The sequence below is a fragment of the Runella sp. SP2 genome, assembly GCF_003711225.1.
Lineage (GTDB): Bacteria > Bacteroidota > Bacteroidia > Cytophagales > Spirosomataceae > Runella.
The window spans coordinates 4,675,396-4,691,680 of the sequence record NZ_CP031030.1 but is presented as its reverse complement, the minus strand read 5'-3'; the positions used below and the strand labels follow the sequence as shown (position 1 = coordinate 4,691,680).

Here is a 16,285-nt window from a genome sequence, read left to right as displayed (position 1 = left end):
CTGTGGCTTGCCACTTAACTCTTTCGAAAGAAAATGGATAGTGCAGTATTGATAGAATCATTTGCGGAGTTTGCGCGTTCCAAAAACATCGATCGTCCTACGATTATCAAAGTATTGGAAGATGTGTTTCGTACAATGATTCGTAAGAAATATGGAACCGATACCAATTTTGACGTAATCATCAACCCTGACAGTGGGGACCTCGAAATGTGGCGTACCCGCGAAATCGTGGATGATAACTCAGAAGATATTTGGGAACCAGATAAAATTCCATTGGCAGAAGCCCGTAAAATCCAAGATGACTTTGAAGTAGGTGAAGAAGTAGCCGAAGAAGTAAAATTGGAGGACTTTGGCCGCCGTATGGTACAAACAGCTCGCCAAACTTTGATTCAGAAAATCAAGGACTTGGAGAAAGAATTGTTGTACTACAAATACAAAGACATGGTGGGCGATTTGCTCAACGTGGAAGTGTATCAAATTTTGAAAAATGAGCTTATTTGTTTGGATTCGGAAGGAAACGAACTCGTATTGCCAAAACAAGAGCAAATTTTCAAAGACAAATACCGCAAAGGAGAGCCTGTAAAAGTAGTCATTCACAAAGTAGAGTTGAACAACGGCACGCCACGCATTACTTTGTCGCGTACGTCGCCAGTGTTCTTGGAGCGTTTGTTTGAAAACGAAATCCCTGAAATTTACGATGGCCTCATCCATATCCGTAAGATTGTTCGCGAACCAGGTGAAAGAGCCAAAGTCGCAGTGGAATCATACGACGACCGCATCGACCCCGTAGGAGCTTGCGTGGGTATGAAAGGTTCACGTATTCATACGATTGTACGTGAATTGAACAACGAAAACATCGACGTCATCAACTACACTGAAAACTTAGAGTTGTTGATTCAGCGTGCGTTGAGCCCTGCAAAAATCACCTCGATGGTCATCGACCGCGAAGCCAAACGAGTATCGGTGTATTTGAAACCAGACCAAGTGTCGTTGGCAATTGGTAAGGGGGGACAAAACATCAAGTTGGCAGGTCGCTTAGTGAGCATGGAAATCGACGTATTCCGCGATGTAGAAGGTCAAGAAGACGAAGAAGACGTTGACTTGAACGAATTTACGGACGAAATCGACGAGTGGATGATCGAAGAATTCCGTAAGATAGGTTTGGATACTGCGAAACAAGTAATCAGCATCAGCAAAGAAGAATTGATTCGCCGTACCGATCTTGAAGAAGAAACCGTTGATGAAATCTTAGAAATTTTGCGCCGAGAGTTTGAATAATTCAGGACTTTTAGATTTAAAATGTCCATTACAAACGGTTTTTAGGCGTTGTTAGTACGAGAGATACTAAGACTTGACAAATAAATCTGTATCTTTGGACTAATTTTCAGGGTTTTTCCAGAAAAACGAATAAACAATAACCCGTACTTTAGTACGAAAATTTCCAATATGTCGGAAGAAAAAAGTATGCGCCTTAGCCAAGCGGCCCGAATTCTCAACCGTAATCACGCAGCGGTTGCGAGTATTTTGGCTGCAAAAGGGTATAAGGTGGACAACAATCCTAATACAAAGCTAAACGCAGAACAACTTGAGTTTTTGGCGAAAGAATTCAAGGCTGAGTCGTTGTTGGGGGGAAGTACACCCAAAAAAGAAGAAGTAGCACCCACGCCACCAGCAAAGGGAGAAGATAGCCCCGTGCTGTATTTTCGTAGCTCACAAGCAGCAGGTAACAACAAACCTGCCAGTGAATCAGCCTCTGAATCAACGTCGCCAAAAGAACCAGAGATTTTACGTGCTGAGACATCTCAAATTGGATTGAAAGTAGTAGGTAAAATTGATTTAGACGCGCCTAAATCATCGGTTACACCTCCTCAGCCAGCTCCCAAGCCAGTTGAAGAGCCAAAACCTGTGGTGGTAGTTCCTCCTGTTGAGGAGAAAAAACCAGAACCACCTGTGGCGCCTAAGGTAGAAGAACCAGTAGTAGTTGTGAAACCACCAGTGGTTGAAGAAAAACCAGCGCCAGTACCAACTCCAGCCCCTGCTCCTGTAGTAGTGGAGACAAAACCAGCTCCTGCTCCAGAGCCGATAAAACCACCTGTGGAAACCCCTAAAGTGGAGGAGAAAAAAGAAGAACCAGTGCAAGAGGTGAAGCCAACTCCTGCTCCACCAAAAGTTCAAGAGCCACCAGTGAAGGTAGAAGTAAGCCAACCGCAACCTAAACAGGAGGTTGAGAAACCAGCTCCACGAGTTGAAAAACCTCAGCCACCAGTAACTCCTCCCCAGCCAGCCAAAGAAGAGCCGGCTACCGCCCCCGAAGTGGAGGCACAACCTGTACTTATCGAAGCGAAAGCTGATCCACTAAAAGGTTTGACCATTTTAGGGAAAATTGAGCTTCCAACTGATCGCCGTAGTGGTGATGCGGGAGGAAATCGCGATAAGGACAAGGACAAAAAACGCAAGCGTAAGCGTGTACGCAAAGGGGAAAAGGTGGTTGAAAATGCGCCTGCTAACCGTAACAACAATAATAATAACAACGGTAATAATACTGCTGGAAATAACAACAACGCAAACGCTAACAATAGTGGCAACAGCGGAAGATCTGGAGAGCGACCTGCAAGGGACGGTCAGAACAGACCGCAGCAAGCTTCTGGAGGAAATGCGCAAGGTGGAGGTAACAACAATAATTCCAACAATAACAACAACCGCAGAGGGCCAAACTCGGGTCAAGGACAAGGTGGGAATACAAATACTAACAATACCAACACCAGTAATAATACCAGTAATAACAGTAATAATAACAATAAAAAGGGCGGAAACACGGCAAATAACAACCGCCGCGAACGTAAGGAGGAAATTTCTGACAAAGAAGTATCAGACTCAATCAAGGCAACTAATGCTCGTTTGAGTGGTACTACCCGTGGTAAAAACTTTGGGGCTGATAAACGTCGTGAACGCCGCCGTGTTCGTGCAGAAGCAGAAGAAGATCGCTTGATGCAAGAACAAGAAGATGCAAAAGTACTCAAGGTAACAGAGTTTGTCTCGGCCAATGAGCTTTCTTCTTTGATGGATGTGTCGGTGCAAGAGGTTATTTCTGTTTGTTTGAGCATGGGTATGTTCGTCTCAATCAACCAGCGTTTGGATGCTGAAAGCATTACCTTGATTGCGGATGAGTTTGGTTATGACGTTTCCTTCATCTCTGCCGAAGAAGAAATTCAGGGCGATGTACAGGAAATTGAAGACGATGAGGCTGATTTGGAAGAACGCGCCCCTATCGTTACCATCATGGGTCACGTTGACCACGGTAAAACCTCGTTGCTTGACTACATTCGCCGTACTCGCGTAGCAGCGGGCGAAGCAGGGGGAATCACGCAGCACATTGGGGCATACAGCGTAAAAACAGATGGTGGTCGTCGAATTACATTCCTCGATACACCAGGTCACGAAGCCTTTACGGCGATGCGTGCGCGGGGTGCGAAAGTAACCGACGTCGTTATCATTGTGATTGCTGCGGACGATTCTATCATGCCTCAAACGCGGGAAGCGATTAACCACGCACAAAACGCGGGAAGCCCGATTGTATTTGCCTTTAGTAAGATTGACAAGCCAGGCGCTAATACGGAAAAAATCCGCGAAGCATTGGCAAATATGAATATTTTGGTGGAAGAGTGGGGTGGAAAGTACCAAACACAAGAAATCTCGTCAAAATCAGGGGTTGGTATTCCTGATTTGCTCGAAAAAGTATTGTTGGAAGCCGACTTGCTCGAACTCAAAGCCAATCCAGAACGCCGTGCTTCTGGTACGGTGATTGAAGCATCGCTGGACAAAGGCCGTGGCTATTTGGCAACGGTATTGGTTCAAACAGGAACACTGAAAGTAGGAGATCCTATTTTGGCAGGTTCCCACCATGGACGTGTAAAGGCAATGTTTGACGCGTCGGGGACTCGCCTAAAAACCGCAGGCCCATCTACTCCTGTGCAGCTGCTTGGTTTGAACGGTGCGCCTCAAGCGGGGGATAAGTTCAATGCGATGGAATCAGAACGTGAAGCACGGGAGATTGCCAACAAGCGCGAACAAATCATGCGTGAGCAAACAATCCGTACTCGTAAGCACATTACGCTGGAAGAAATCGGTCGTCGTAAGGCCATCGGAACTTTCAAAGAATTGAACATCATCATCAAAGGTGACGTGGACGGTTCGGTAGAAGCCTTGTCGGATTCATTGTTGAAACTTTCGACAGAAGAGGTACAAGTGAACATTGTCAACAAAGCGGTGGGCCAAATCGCTGAGTCGGATGTCAACTTGGCGATTGCGTCGGATGCCATCATTGTTGGTTTCCAAGTACGACCTTCTATCAATGCCAAGAAACTTGCAGAACAAGAACAAATCGAAATCCGCCTCTATTCGGTCATTTACGACGCTATCAACGAAGTAAAAGACGCGATGTTGGGTATGTTGGAGCCAACAATGGAAGAAGTCATTGTGGGTAACGCTGAGATTCGCGAAGTGTTCAAGATTAGCAAAGTAGGTACCGTAGCAGGATGTTATGTAACCGATGGGCAAATCAAGCGTAATAATAAAGTGCGCGTTATCCGTGACTTTATTGTGGTTCACGAAGGTGAAATTTCGCAGCTTAAACGTTACAAAGACGATGTAAACGAAGTGAAATCAGGGTTTGAATTTGGTCTTAGCATCAAGGGGCTTAATGATATTCAAGTAGGGGATATTGTAGAAAGCTTCGAAATGAAAGAAGTAAAACGGACACTGTAAATATACAAATACATTGATTACGACGGGCTTTTGGTATCACCAAAGGCCCGTTTCGTTTTAAGGAAGGCAGAGAACGTCGCACAAACGTTGCCTGAGTGAGGGACAAAGTATCATAATTTGGTAGGGAATGTTATATTTGTGTAAGTTTATTTAGTTAGTCCGTGGAAGAAATACAATCAGATATTTTTCATAGTGTCCCCCAAAGACCCCCTTGGCGTAACGTCATGCTGCTTTTTGGGTTGGTTTTGTTGGGCTCTTCGCTAGGTAATCTCCTTGCGATGGCGGCGATTATGGCCCTAAGTATGACGCACGGTGGGCTGGGGCTTGAAGACATCGCTCAAATGCTTCAAAAGCCTGAGACCTACCCGCATTCATGGTGGTATTTGATGTTGATACAAGCGGTATCCCATTCGTTTACGTTTCTTATTCCTAGCGTTATTTATTGGCGATGGTCAGAACAACATCGGGTTGAAGACTTCGTGCGTCGTCCGTTACCTTCTTTTTTACTGCTAGGAGTTGCTTGTCTGGCCGTGCTGGCTTTTATGCCATTGAATAGCCTAATTATTGAATGGAATAACAGTGTACACTTACCTCAGGGACTATTTAGGGTTGAAAGCTGGATGAGGCGTAAAGAGCAAGAGTTGGCCACAATGACCCAGTTTTTGACCGAATTTAAGTCATTGACCAAGCTATTAGTAGCCATGACGGTGATGGCTATTATTCCAGCCATTGGCGAAGAAGTGCTGTTTAGGGGAATTATTCAGCGGAAAATATTTCATAAAATTGGTGACATGCACATCTCCATTTGGTTGACAGCGGCGATATTTAGTGCTACCCATTTGCAGTTCTTAGGCTTTATACCCCGAATGCTCCTAGGAGCCATGTTTGGTTATATGTATGCGTGGAGCCGAAATCTATGGACACCCATTTTTGCTCACTTCGTCAATAATGCAGCTACGCTGCTAATGGTTTACTTGTCCAACCAGCAGCTAATTTCAATGAATGTTGAGAATCCTGAATCTACTATTTCATGGACAGGGGCATTAGTATCATTAGTACTAACGGCAGGTTTGCTTTTAAACTTAAAAATGATTTCTCACCGTAGAGTTGCCCAGTTGTAGAGTTTGTAGCACTATCTGCACAGCAAGGAGGCGCTTACATGTACAATAAACCAAATGACTGTTGATAATTGGGAAAAAATCTTTGAGACAAGTTTCCAGCATCGTGCCGAAATCGTGCGGGAATATTTAGAGCAACAATCTATTTCGGGAGTTGTTATTAATAAACAGGATAGCAGTTACCACTTTGGCAAGTACGAGTTGTATGTTCCTTTGAAAGATGCTATCATTGCCAAAACTATCGTAGAGAATGAAATCTCCTTTGAATAACCTATCTAATCTTCAACAACGTATTATTGCCGCAATTGTAGGGGTAGCCATCATTTTATCCGCTATTTTGTACAGTGATTGGACGTTTTTATTGCTTTTTTGTGCCATCAGTATTCTTACCCAATTAGAGTTTTACAAACTACTAGGGCTTGACGGAAATCAACCCTTAACCTATTATGGCACGTTATGCGGGGTTTTTATCAACCTCCTAACATTTTTGGTTGAAAAAGAAGTCATTGATTTCCAAAATTACTTCCTGATTAGTCCGATGGTTACCATGATTTTCTTTATAAAATTATATAAGAAAAAAGACCTAAAACCCTTTCAAAACATCGCTTTTACGTTTTTGGGGATTATTTACGTCGCCATTCCTTTCTCGTTATTAAGTGTCTTGGCGATGCGTGGTGGAGTCTATAATTACGAAATCGTACTCGGAAGCTTGTTTTTATTGTGGGCAACCGACGTGGGTGCTTATTTTGCGGGTACTTATTTCGGGAAAAGAAAACTTTTTGAACGTGTTTCTCCCAAAAAATCATGGGAAGGGGCCGTTGGTGGGGCTTTTTTTGCAGCTATTGTAGCTTTTATCCTTGGAATTTACTTCCGCTCGTATGAAGAATGGGCTTGGTATTGTATCGGAGCACTGATTGTGGTGGCAGGTACATTAGGAGATTTAGTCGAATCTCTTTTTAAAAGAAGCATTGCCATCAAAGATTCTGGTAGTACGATTCCAGGACACGGAGGCTTTTTAGACCGTTTTGACGGATTACTGCTTTCGGCACCGTTTATTGTGACATTCGTTAAAATTTTTTCATAGCTAAAAACGTTACTCATTATAAGGACACACCTTTGCGTTCATTTTTGACCAAAAACTATGCTACAAAAACATACATACAGCTACTTCCTCGTTGGGGTTATTTTCTTGCTTTCATTGCTGAATATGGCTGAGAGCCGTGCTCAAGGGCAGGTTAAAAGCATTATGTTTACGGGGCGTGTAGTCGGAGTGAAAGGTACTCAAACGCTCGCGAAAGCCTATATTTTTATTCCAAAAGCAGGACGAGGAACCTTGGCGGACGAAGCAGGATATTTTGCCTTGCCCGTATTTCCAGGGGATAGTGTGGTGTTTAGTTATTTGGGATACCAAAAGCAATACCACGTGGTTCCAAAACGCCACATGGAGGAATCGTATTCGGCCATCATTTTGATGAAAGAAGACATAAAAACGCTGGCAGAAGTGAAGGTCTATCCGTATGCAACGGAAGAAGACTTTAAAAAAGCGTTTATCGCAATGAAATTGCCTGACGAATTTGAACGGGAAAATCTCGAACGAAATACGCGTCAAGAGCTTCTAATGCAAATGGCCGCCGCCACACCGATGAGCGCTGCTTCTAATTACCGAAGTTTTATGGACCAACAAATTTTTGGTCGTGAAAACGCTGCTAACCGAAGTTTCTCAAATACCCTGCCTTTTTTGAACCCCTTTGCCTGGGCAAGCTTTATTAAGTCAGTCAAAAATGGTGACTTGAAAAAGAAAGAATACCGCGACATCCTTAAACAAGCCCCGCGCGAAAATATCTCCCGCCAAGATATTTTGAAGAAAGATAATTAATTAGGCTTTTTGAAGTTCGTCATAATCAACGAGCAAGGTTTCTTGGCCGTCAAAAACGGCGTAAGAATTATACACAATCCAATCGCCCAAAATGAGGGTTCGGCTGTGCTGATTGATGGGCAAGTCGAGCTTAATGTGTCGGTGTCCAAAAACGTAAAAATCGTGATGGTGCAGTTTCTCCTGCTCTTTAGCGTACAAAACAAGCCATTCTTTGTCTTCGCCCCAATACGACGGCTGCCCTTCTTTTTCGTGTTTGCGCCAGCTATGCAACGCCCACGATTGCCCCAGCCAGAGTGCAATATTGGGGTGTAAAAGGTTTCCAAACGCCCAACTCGCCAGTTTACTTTCAAAAACAATGCGGAGTAATTTGTAAAAATGGTCGCCTGGGCCAAGGCCGTCGCCGTGCGCAACGTGAAACGACCGAATGGGCGCATCAGGCGCGGTTTCGACCAGTAAATCAAGCGGGCGGCGGTAGGTTTTTATGTTTAATTCTTTTTCAAAATAGTCGGTCATCCACATGTCATGATTGCCAGGGAATGCGATAATCTGGATGCCCGCATCTGTCAATTCTCCAAGTTTTCCCAATAACCGAACAAAACCACGCGGAACGACGCGCTTGTGTTCGTACCAGAAATCAAACAAATCGCCAACCAAGCAGATAAGTTGTGCGTCGTGACGGATACTTTCTAGCCACCGCACAATGCGTTTTTCGCGAACGAGGCTATCGGCATGAGTGGGGGCACCAAGGTGAAAATCAGAGGCAAAATAGACTTTCTTCGCGGGCGAAAGGCTAACTTTTAAAGATTGAAAAGACATGTGACTTTGAAACATTCGCGCAAAAATACGGAGATTACTTTACAAGATTTTTTCTAATTTTACGGCTTACCCAAGCAAATTTTCATGGAAAACCTCATCCCCACTAAGTTAGAAGTAGTTGAAACCATCGCTGCGCAGCTGGCCGAGCAAGGTTTTAGCATTGTTAAGCAAGATCAAACCCGCCCTTGGGGAGGTTTTTTTGTCATTAACGAAGACCAAACGCCGCAGTTTGCCGCCACCTATTTCCCGACCGTTGAGCTGTCAAGCATTCAAATTACGCAAAAATTAAGCCCTAAAATACTACTCGTTGCGCCCGAGAAACGTTTGTCGTGGCAATATCACCACCGTCGTGCAGAGATTTGGCGCGTTGTGTCAGGAATAGTAGGGGTTGTGAAAAGCGATACCGACGAAGAAACGCAGGTGCAGTCGTACCAGCCAGGTGATTTGATTACCTTGCGTCAAGGAGAACGTCACCGCCTTGTAGGGTTGTCAGAATGGGGTGTCTTGGCCGAAATTTGGCAACATACCGATCCCGAAAACCCTTCAGACGAAGATGATATCGTACGTGTACAAGATGATTTTGGAAGATAATGGAAAAGCTAAAATACCCCATTGGTCGTTTTGAGTTTGGAAAAACCTATTCGGCGGCCGAAACGCAAGCGCATATTCAGGAAATCAGTGCGCTGCCTTCAAAGTTATTTAATGTAGTGAATGTACTTAATGAGGCACAATTAGAAACACCCTACCGCCCCGAAGGCTGGACGGTGCGCCAAACGGTTCATCACGTGGTCGATAGTCACATGAATGCCTACATTCGTTTTAAGTTGGCTTTGACCGAGAATAATCCCGCAATTAAGCCCTACGAAGAAGCCTTGTGGGCCGAATTGTCCGATGGAAAAGGTGCGCCTGTGGAGTGGTCATTGCAGTTGCTGAAATACGTGCATTTGCGTTGGGTAATGCTACTCAACTCACTGACTGATTCCGATTGGGAACGTACCTATTTTCACCCAGAAACAAAACGGGTATTCCCGCTGCGCGAAGTAGCAGCGCTGTACGCTTGGCACAGCGAGCACCATTATGAGCATATCAACCAGCTTTGTATAAAAGAAGGTTGGAAATAAGATATGCGCCTAGCAAATCTTTTCAACCATTTTTACGTTTATGAGGGTGTAAATAAATTAACACCCAATTAATAGTACCAAAATGCCTTCCGCGTCCACTTCTGACAATATCTTAGTTAGGGTATTGAAGTCTGTATTTTTTAAAAGCGCCACTGGTAAAGCAGGGCGTTATGCTCGCAATGCGGGTAGTCTTTTAGAGCTTTTAGGAAAAGTATTAAACAAAACTAATGCGCTAAAAGGTGATACCTATGATTCCCTTAGGGAAAAAGTGATGTTATTGGTACGTTTGCTCAAAGCCTATGTTAAAGGGGAATACAAAACAGTACCGTGGAAAACGCTGACCCGCATTATTGCGGTGTTGCTGTATTTTTTGTCACCAATTGATGTCATTCCTGATATACTACCAATTGTAGGATTGACCGATGACATTGCCTTGGTTGTTTGGTTGTTTAATGCCATTGGCGACGACCTTGATGCTTTTCGTGAGTGGGAGTCAAAACGAAATACTATCACGATTGGCTGATAATCTGCGAAATAGTTGTTAATTTTGCCAAAAGATTCCTTAAAATAGGGTTAAAAATCGAAAATCAACGGTAAATAAACAGTCCTATTTCGTTTTATTACTGTAATCAATACATTGCTTGAATGTACAGCGATGTATAAAACCAACAATTTAGAGAAATCACTAACCGCATTTTCAAAATGAATACGCTTTCAATTTTTTTAATCATGGGCTTGGGTGGACAAGAACTCATCTTCATTGCTCTTATCGTGTTGTTACTTTTCGGCGCAAAGAAAATTCCTGAGTTGATGAAAGGGTTAGGAAAAGGCATTCGTGAATTCAAAGAAGCTTCTAAGGAAGTGAAAGAAAACATCGAAAAAGGACTTGACGAAAGTCGCTAAGGTCTGCCCGCTAATTTTCGGGGAAATGTTGCCGAAAAAAGGCTTTTTTACGACAATTTAGCTGAAAATCAGCAGTAGCCTTCGGACTACTGCCGATTTTTGTTTTGTACCAATCCCAATTTAATGCCAAGTTCGTTGGCGGTAATCTATTGATTGTGAGCTATCATTATACCTCTCTTAGTGAAATTCAAACCGACCTCCGTTCGGGTGTTGTATCGTGCCGTGAGCTAGTGGCGTATTATTTGAAAAACATAGAGGAAAAAAATCCAGTCTTGAATGCGTTTGTGGCGGTGTATGACCAAGAAGCGACGCAAAGAGCAGAAGAAATTGACCAAAAAATTGCGGCAGGAACGGCAGGACGCCTAGCGGGAATGGTACTCGGAATCAAGGACGTTCTGTGCTATCAAAATCACGGATTACAAGCAGGAAGCGCTATTTTAAACGGTTTTGTATCGCAGTTTACCGCCACTGCTGTGCAGCGGGTATTGGCCGAAGATGCAATCATTATTGGCCGCCAAAACTGCGATGAGTTTGCCATGGGCTCTTCCAACGAAAGCTGTGCGTTTGGGGTTGTTCGTAATGCTGCGGATACATCCCGCGTTCCTGGTGGTTCGTCGGGAGGCTCGGCAGTGGCAGTCCAAGCAGATATGTGCTTGGCGTCATTGGGTTCAGACACGGGTGGTTCGGTGCGTCAACCTGCGGCTTTTTGTGGGCTTGTTGGCCTAAAACCTACCTACGGACGTATATCACGTTGGGGGCTGATTGCCTACGGCTCGTCGTTTGATTGCATAGGCCCAATCACCAAGAACATAGATGATGCCGCTCTTTTGCTAGAAATCATGGCAGGAGCGGATGGTTTTGATAGTACAGTGTCGCAGCTGCCTGTGCCTTCTTTCACACAAGCAGTGGCCGAAACGACGGTTCAAAAACAAAAAGTAGCCTATTTGCGAGAAGGCGTAGAAAGTGAAGCGTTACAGCCCGAAATTCGCCAGGCGATGCAAGCCAAACTTGACTGGCTACGTGAGCAAGGGCATGAAGTAGAACCGATAGATTTTGCGCTACTTTCGTATATCTTACCTACCTACTACATTCTTACCACGGCAGAAGCAAGTTCTAACTTATCTCGTTTTGACGGCGTGCGCTACGGTCACCGTACGGCAACTCCCATGGATTTGATGGAACTTTACCAAAAATCGCGCAGTGAAGGTTTTGGTAAAGAAGTAAAAAAACGCATCATGCTTGGTACGTTTGTGCTCAGTGCGAGTTATTATGATGCGTATTATACCAAAGCTCAAAAAGTACGTCGTTTGGTAAAAAATCAGACCGATGAGCTTTTTAAGAAATATGACTTTTTGGTAATGCCAACTACGCCAACAACGGCCTTCCCGATTGGAGACAAAACCGAAGATCCGTTACAGATGTACTTGGCCGATATTTTTACGGTACAGGCAAATGTGATTGGGTATCCTGCCATTTCGATTCCTGCAGGAACCGATGCGCAGGGGCTGCCTATGGGACTTCAAGTGCTAGGAAAACCTTTTGGAGAGGCTGATTTACTGGCTTTCTCAAAATACATAGTTGCTAAAGAACCAGTAAGTTCTTTGGACTAATACTCAACATAAGCGATAAAATAGCCATTGAAAAACGAACAAAAAAGATGTAAAACCTAACGAGAAAACAACGGAACGATGATGGAATTGAAGCGAATTGTGGGCATGGGACTGGTAGCGGGGATGTGTTGGCTTGGAGCAAGCGAGGGTGCCCGTGCACAAGAAGTAGAGACTGACACCAACGTAGTGGAAGAACAAATTCAAATAGAAGCAATGGCCGACTCAACGGTGTCGGAAGCGCTTGTACGCGAACGTCTTGCTAAGTTGGAAAACATCATTCCACTCCGTTATCATAAGGTAACGCATCAGTTTGTGGAGTATTTTATCTACCGCAAGCCGAGCTTTGTGAAGCGAATGCTAGAGCAAATGCACTTGTACTTTCCGTTGTACGAGCAGATGCTGGAAAAACACGGGATGCCGCGCGAGTTGAAATTTTTGTCACTGATTGAATCGGGGCTAAACCCACGTATTATTTCGTACGCAGGAGCAGGCGGGTTGTGGCAATTTATGCCTGCAACAGGTCGTGAGTACGGGATGAAGCAAAATGACTACATCGACGAGCGGTTTGACCCCGTAAAATCAACCGAAGCGGCTTGTGTGTATTTGAAACGTCTTCACCGTGCTTTTGGCGACTGGGAAATGGCTTTGGCCGCTTATAACGTAGGGCCAGGCAATGTAAAAAGGGCGATGCGCCGCTCAGGTTCAAGTACTTTCTGGGGAATCTATAATTTCTTGCCCAAACAAACGCGCCATTATGTGCCTCAATTTGTGGCCATGACCTACTTGATGCACTACCACGCCGATCACGGTATTTTTGCGGAAACCCCCGATTATCCCATGCTTTTTGACACGATTCAAGTATCGGGATATGTCAATTTGCATACGTTTGCCAAACTAAGCAATATTTCGTTGGATGAGTTTTATAAACTTAATCCACAAGTTATCAACACCGAACTTCCTGCAACTACCAAAGAATACGTGCTCCGTGTTCCGAGCCATAATTTTGACTTTTTTCAAGAAAATCGCCTAGCTATTTGGGATTCAGCGACGAAATCACCCTTCCAAAGCCGTATGTTATTGGCAGCCAACGGGGAGGAAACTACCGATAGTGCTGGTGCTATCAAAAAAGTAGGTGGGTTGGTTGCAGCGGGCGACGAAAATGAAGATCCTGAAACCATCATTACGCGCCAAACGCGGAAAATGTACCACACGGTGCGTCGAGGGGAGACACTCGGGAAAATAGCAAGCCGCTACGGGGTAGATACGTACGACCTAAAACGCTGGAACCATTTGCGGGGCAATAGTATCATGCGTGGTAAGCGATTGATTGTCTTCAAAGAGACCGCCAAAAACGCCAGTGCGCCAGCGCATTTGGCATCGGATACAAAGACGAAAATTAAGATTCGTTACCACCGCGTTCAGCCAGGCGATACGCTTTCGACCATTGCCGAACGTTATGGAATCAATATCAGTCGCTTGAAAAAAATCAACCGATTAAAAAGTAATACTGTTCGTAAAGGGCAGAAACTCATTGTAGGGTAACAGCATCATACATGGCACTTTTTTATTTTAAAGCCTTCCACATTGTAGGGGCAGTAGCGTGGTTTGCGGGTTTGTTTTATTTGGTACGGATGTTTGTATATCATGCAGAAGCCGAACAAAAGCCTACTCCCGAGCTTCGAGAGGCGTTTAAGGCGCAGTTTAACCTCATGGAATGGCGGGCGTATAAAATTATCTGTAACCCCGCCATGATGCTCACCTGGACATGCGGCCTCACGATGACCTTGCTCAACCCAGGCTATTGGCAGATGGGTTGGTTTCACGTTAAGTTGGCGATTTTGATTTTACTAACGGTTTATCACCTTTGGTGCAAACGCATCATTGTGCAATTGGAGCAAGGCAAAAACCCGTTTGATTCCTTCCAATTTAGGCTTCTTAATGAGCTTCCTACACTCTTTTTGGTAAGTATTGCGTTGTTGGCGGTTTTGCGCGACACGCTCAATTTTCTATATGCTTTTGGCGGAGTACTGGCTTTTGGCGTACTGTTGTTTATGTTTGCCAAGGCGTACAAGAAACGACGGGAGAAAAACTAATCAAGCGTAAAACTGATGGGAATATTGAGCGCCATAGTAACGGGTTCTCCATCTCTTTTAGCGGGAGTCCAATCGGTCATTAGCATAACTACCCGCAATGCTTCTTTGGACAATGAAGCATCGGGTGAGCTTAGTACTTGCGTGTTTTGAACGATTCCTTGCTCATTGATTTCAATGCGAATGGTTACTTTTCCTTGAATATTTCTCTTTCGGGCGTATTTCGGGTACTTGACGTTGCTGCTCAGAAAATTTCCTGCTAACATGTGGTCTTGCCCCTGAAAAAGAGGCATTTCCATGAGGCTTTTACTTCCATCTTCTTTATAATAAGAACTCTCCTTCAGTTGACCAAAATTGTCAAATAATTGATAGGTGTCTATTTGCCCATTGTCGTAATAATCATAATACTCGCCAGTAAGGCGGTTGTTCCAGTAGTGAGCAATTGTTTTCTTTTGGCCATTTTCGTGAAACCAAATAAATTCTCCTTGTTTAGTTTGTAAAGTAGAATCAAGGTAGGTACCCGTCATTTGTAGTTTCCCATTTAGGAAATAATCGTTAGCTACCCAGTATCCGATGTCATTTTCATATACCTTTCCGTAGAAAGAAGCATTTGCCAAAGAGACAACTTTATTCCAATCTTTGTCGTAAAAAACGGTGATTGTATCGGACTGCCCGAAACAGTAGTGGTACGTCCCCAAAAACAAAATAAGCTGAAATAATTTGTTCATATTAAGCAATAAAACTTAGTTGTCTTTTTAACGAAAAATGTATTTAAAAATTGCGTTAAAAGGGGAGGGGGTAAAACGTGCTCAAAAATTACGTCGCTAGTTTATAGGTAGCATCCTTCGTACCTGTCATTTTGTTACGTTAAAAGTATATTTCAATACAAAAACTGAACAAAATATGATTTTGTAAGCATCGAACTGCCTTTTTTTGCGTATCTATACGAAAAGATTAATAAAAACAGACTAAAAGAAAGATTATGATACGTTGGGGGATAATCGGGCCAGGGCGGATTGCGCATAAATTTGCGCAAGATTTAAAGCATGTCGAAGGAGCGGTTCTGACGGCAGTTGCATCGCGCGACAAAGGACGGGCGGAAACATTTGCCAATGAATACGGGGCTAAATATGCCTATGGTAGCTACGACGAAATAGTGGCTTGCCCTGAGCTAGATGTGGTTTATATTGCATCACCGCACGTGTTTCATTTCGAACATACGTTACTTTGTCTAAGCGCAAATATTCCTGTACTGTGCGAAAAGCCGTTTGCGATGAATAAGTTGCAGGTGGAGACGATGGTGGACTCGTCACGAGTTAGAGATACTTTTTTGATGGAAGCCTTTTGGACGCGCTTTTTGCCATGGACCCATAAAATGCTCGAAATCATTGAGTCGGGGGCCATTGGAAAAGTGATGGGCCTAAAAGCGGATTTTGGTTTTCGGGCAAATCAAGATTTGACGCAACGTGCCTACAACAAAGACCTTGGCGGAGGAGCGCTGCTTGACATTGGTATTTATCCCGTGTTTTTGGCATACTTAGTTTTTGGGATGCCCTACGAAATTGCGTCGCATTGTACGTTTGCCGAAACAAAAGTGGATGAGTCCACTGGGATGACATTGACCTATCGCGATGGTAGTTTTGCTTTTTTAAGCTGTACTTTTAGGACTGAAACGACTTCTGATGCGGTTATCTATGGTGAAAAAGGCATGATTTTTATTGAACCTCGTTGGCACGAAAGCAAGGCATTTACGGTCAAATACGAAGATGGGACAACCGAGCGTTTCACTTTTGATCGTCCGACGTGGGGCTACCAATATGAGATAGAAGAAGTAAATACTTGTTTGAGGGAAGGAAGAAAAGAAAGTGATTGGTGGACATTGCGGGATAGCCTGAACCTAATTCAAATTTTGGACGCTGTTCGTAATACCATGGAGTTGGTTTACGAAGACCACGATGATGTACCCACAAGACCGTTTAAGATTTGA

At 44.0% G+C, this 16,285-nt stretch carries 16 protein-coding genes; 14 read left to right on the top strand and 2 right to left on the bottom strand.

Features of this window, described 5'->3' with window-relative positions:
- Nucleotides 1-33 precede the first annotated feature (33 nt).
- The 6 genes from nusA (at nt 34) to DTQ70_RS18750 (ending at nt 7,758) form a co-directional block, all read left to right on the top strand.
- Nucleotides 34-1,278 (top strand): transcription termination factor NusA, encoded by a 1,245-nt coding sequence (gene nusA / locus DTQ70_RS18775; RefSeq protein ID WP_122932228.1) that lies wholly within the window; start codon nt 34-36, stop codon nt 1,276-1,278.
- 168 nt (nt 1,279-1,446) lie between these two features.
- Complete coding sequence (gene infB / locus DTQ70_RS18770) at nt 1,447-4,764, top strand: translation initiation factor IF-2 (protein WP_122932227.1); 3,318 nt, start codon at nt 1,447-1,449, stop codon at nt 4,762-4,764.
- Nucleotides 4,765-4,988: 224 nt separating this feature from the next.
- Nucleotides 4,989-5,885, top strand: coding sequence for a CPBP family intramembrane glutamic endopeptidase (locus tag DTQ70_RS18765; RefSeq protein ID WP_122932226.1), 897 nt, complete (start codon nt 4,989-4,991; stop codon nt 5,883-5,885).
- A 54-nt stretch (nt 5,886-5,939) separates the two neighbouring features.
- A complete protein-coding gene (locus DTQ70_RS18760; RefSeq protein WP_028524209.1) occupies nt 5,940-6,152 on the top strand; it encodes a DUF2007 domain-containing protein in 213 nt (70 codons plus the stop codon).
- Nucleotides 6,133-6,966 carry a phosphatidate cytidylyltransferase gene (locus DTQ70_RS18755; RefSeq protein ID WP_122932225.1) on the top strand — a complete coding sequence of 278 codons (834 nt, stop codon included), beginning with the start codon at nt 6,133-6,135 and terminating at the stop codon, nt 6,964-6,966. The genes DTQ70_RS18760 and DTQ70_RS18755 overlap by 20 nt, the downstream gene beginning before the upstream one ends.
- 57 nt (nt 6,967-7,023) lie before the next feature.
- The gene (locus DTQ70_RS18750) at nt 7,024-7,758 is read left to right on the top strand and encodes a carboxypeptidase-like regulatory domain-containing protein (RefSeq protein WP_122932224.1); all 735 of its coding nucleotides are present in this window, start codon (nt 7,024-7,026) and stop codon (nt 7,756-7,758) included.
- Here the strand turns inward: DTQ70_RS18750 and DTQ70_RS18745 are convergent, their stop codons facing one another.
- On the bottom strand, nt 7,759-8,574 hold the full coding sequence (locus DTQ70_RS18745) for a UDP-2,3-diacylglucosamine diphosphatase (protein WP_122934474.1): 816 nt from the start codon (nt 8,572-8,574) through the stop codon (nt 7,759-7,761).
- An 84-nt stretch (nt 8,575-8,658) separates the two neighbouring features.
- Between DTQ70_RS18745 and DTQ70_RS18740 the strand changes: the two genes are divergently transcribed.
- The 7 genes from DTQ70_RS18740 (at nt 8,659) to hemJ (ending at nt 14,301) form a co-directional block, all read left to right on the top strand.
- Entirely contained in the window at nt 8,659-9,165 is a 507-nt protein-coding gene (locus DTQ70_RS18740) for a cupin domain-containing protein (protein ID WP_122932223.1), read from the top strand.
- Nucleotides 9,165-9,695 carry a YfiT family bacillithiol transferase gene (locus tag DTQ70_RS18735; protein ID WP_122932222.1) on the top strand — a complete coding sequence of 177 codons (531 nt, stop codon included), beginning with the start codon at nt 9,165-9,167 and terminating at the stop codon, nt 9,693-9,695. Before DTQ70_RS18740 ends, DTQ70_RS18735 begins: the two co-directional genes overlap by 1 nt.
- Nucleotides 9,696-9,777: 82 nt before the next feature.
- Nucleotides 9,778-10,218 (top strand): YkvA family protein, encoded by a 441-nt coding sequence (locus DTQ70_RS18730; RefSeq protein WP_206019537.1) that lies wholly within the window; start codon nt 9,778-9,780, stop codon nt 10,216-10,218.
- Nucleotides 10,219-10,397: 179 nt separating this feature from the next.
- Nucleotides 10,398-10,598 (top strand): twin-arginine translocase TatA/TatE family subunit, encoded by a 201-nt coding sequence (locus tag DTQ70_RS18725; RefSeq protein WP_028524216.1) that lies wholly within the window; start codon nt 10,398-10,400, stop codon nt 10,596-10,598.
- A 155-nt stretch (nt 10,599-10,753) separates the two neighbouring features.
- Complete coding sequence (gene gatA / locus DTQ70_RS18720; protein ID WP_229600158.1) at nt 10,754-12,208, top strand: Asp-tRNA(Asn)/Glu-tRNA(Gln) amidotransferase subunit GatA; 1,455 nt, start codon at nt 10,754-10,756, stop codon at nt 12,206-12,208.
- A 78-nt stretch (nt 12,209-12,286) separates the two neighbouring features.
- The gene (locus tag DTQ70_RS18715; protein ID WP_122932221.1) at nt 12,287-13,750 is read left to right on the top strand and encodes a lytic transglycosylase domain-containing protein; all 1,464 of its coding nucleotides are present in this window, start codon (nt 12,287-12,289) and stop codon (nt 13,748-13,750) included.
- Nucleotides 13,751-13,761: 11 nt separating this feature from the next.
- On the top strand, nt 13,762-14,301 hold the full coding sequence (hemJ, locus tag DTQ70_RS18710; RefSeq protein ID WP_122932220.1) for a protoporphyrinogen oxidase HemJ: 540 nt from the start codon (nt 13,762-13,764) through the stop codon (nt 14,299-14,301).
- Here the strand turns inward: hemJ and DTQ70_RS18705 are convergent.
- The gene (locus tag DTQ70_RS18705; protein WP_122932219.1) at nt 14,298-15,026 is read right to left on the bottom strand and encodes an energy transducer TonB; all 729 of its coding nucleotides are present in this window, start codon (nt 15,024-15,026) and stop codon (nt 14,298-14,300) included. The genes hemJ and DTQ70_RS18705 overlap by 4 nt on opposite strands.
- A 254-nt stretch (nt 15,027-15,280) precedes the next feature.
- Between DTQ70_RS18705 and DTQ70_RS18700 the strand changes: the two genes are divergently transcribed.
- Nucleotides 15,281-16,285, top strand: coding sequence for a Gfo/Idh/MocA family protein (locus DTQ70_RS18700; RefSeq protein ID WP_122932218.1), 1,005 nt, complete (start codon nt 15,281-15,283; stop codon nt 16,283-16,285).

Bases quoted from the DNA above. Each gene is read 5' to 3' on its own strand.
- DTQ70_RS18715 (WP_122932221.1), top strand. From the start codon at position 12,287: ATGATGGAATTGAAGCGAATTGTGGGCATGGGACTGGTAGCGGGGATG.
- infB (WP_122932227.1), top strand. From the start codon at position 1,447: ATGTCGGAAGAAAAAAGTATGCGCCTTAGCCAAGCGGCCCGAATTCTC.
- hemJ (WP_122932220.1), top strand. From the start codon at position 13,762: ATGGCACTTTTTTATTTTAAAGCCTTCCACATTGTAGGGGCAGTAGCG.
- DTQ70_RS18750 (WP_122932224.1), top strand. From the start codon at position 7,024: ATGCTACAAAAACATACATACAGCTACTTCCTCGTTGGGGTTATTTTC.
- DTQ70_RS18745 (WP_122934474.1), bottom strand. From the start codon at position 8,574: ATGTCTTTTCAATCTTTAAAAGTTAGCCTTTCGCCCGCGAAGAAAGTC.
- DTQ70_RS18755 (WP_122932225.1), top strand. From the start codon at position 6,133: ATGAAATCTCCTTTGAATAACCTATCTAATCTTCAACAACGTATTATT.
- DTQ70_RS18735 (WP_122932222.1), top strand. From the start codon at position 9,165: ATGGAAAAGCTAAAATACCCCATTGGTCGTTTTGAGTTTGGAAAAACC.
- DTQ70_RS18725 (WP_028524216.1), top strand. From the start codon at position 10,398: ATGAATACGCTTTCAATTTTTTTAATCATGGGCTTGGGTGGACAAGAA.
- DTQ70_RS18740 (WP_122932223.1), top strand. From the start codon at position 8,659: ATGGAAAACCTCATCCCCACTAAGTTAGAAGTAGTTGAAACCATCGCT.
- DTQ70_RS18760 (WP_028524209.1), top strand. From the start codon at position 5,940: ATGACTGTTGATAATTGGGAAAAAATCTTTGAGACAAGTTTCCAGCAT.
- DTQ70_RS18730 (WP_206019537.1), top strand. From the start codon at position 9,778: ATGCCTTCCGCGTCCACTTCTGACAATATCTTAGTTAGGGTATTGAAG.
- DTQ70_RS18705 (WP_122932219.1), bottom strand. From the start codon at position 15,026: ATGAACAAATTATTTCAGCTTATTTTGTTTTTGGGGACGTACCACTAC.
- DTQ70_RS18700 (WP_122932218.1), top strand. From the start codon at position 15,281: ATGATACGTTGGGGGATAATCGGGCCAGGGCGGATTGCGCATAAATTT.
- nusA (WP_122932228.1), top strand. From the start codon at position 34: ATGGATAGTGCAGTATTGATAGAATCATTTGCGGAGTTTGCGCGTTCC.
- DTQ70_RS18765 (WP_122932226.1), top strand. From the start codon at position 4,989: ATGCTGCTTTTTGGGTTGGTTTTGTTGGGCTCTTCGCTAGGTAATCTC.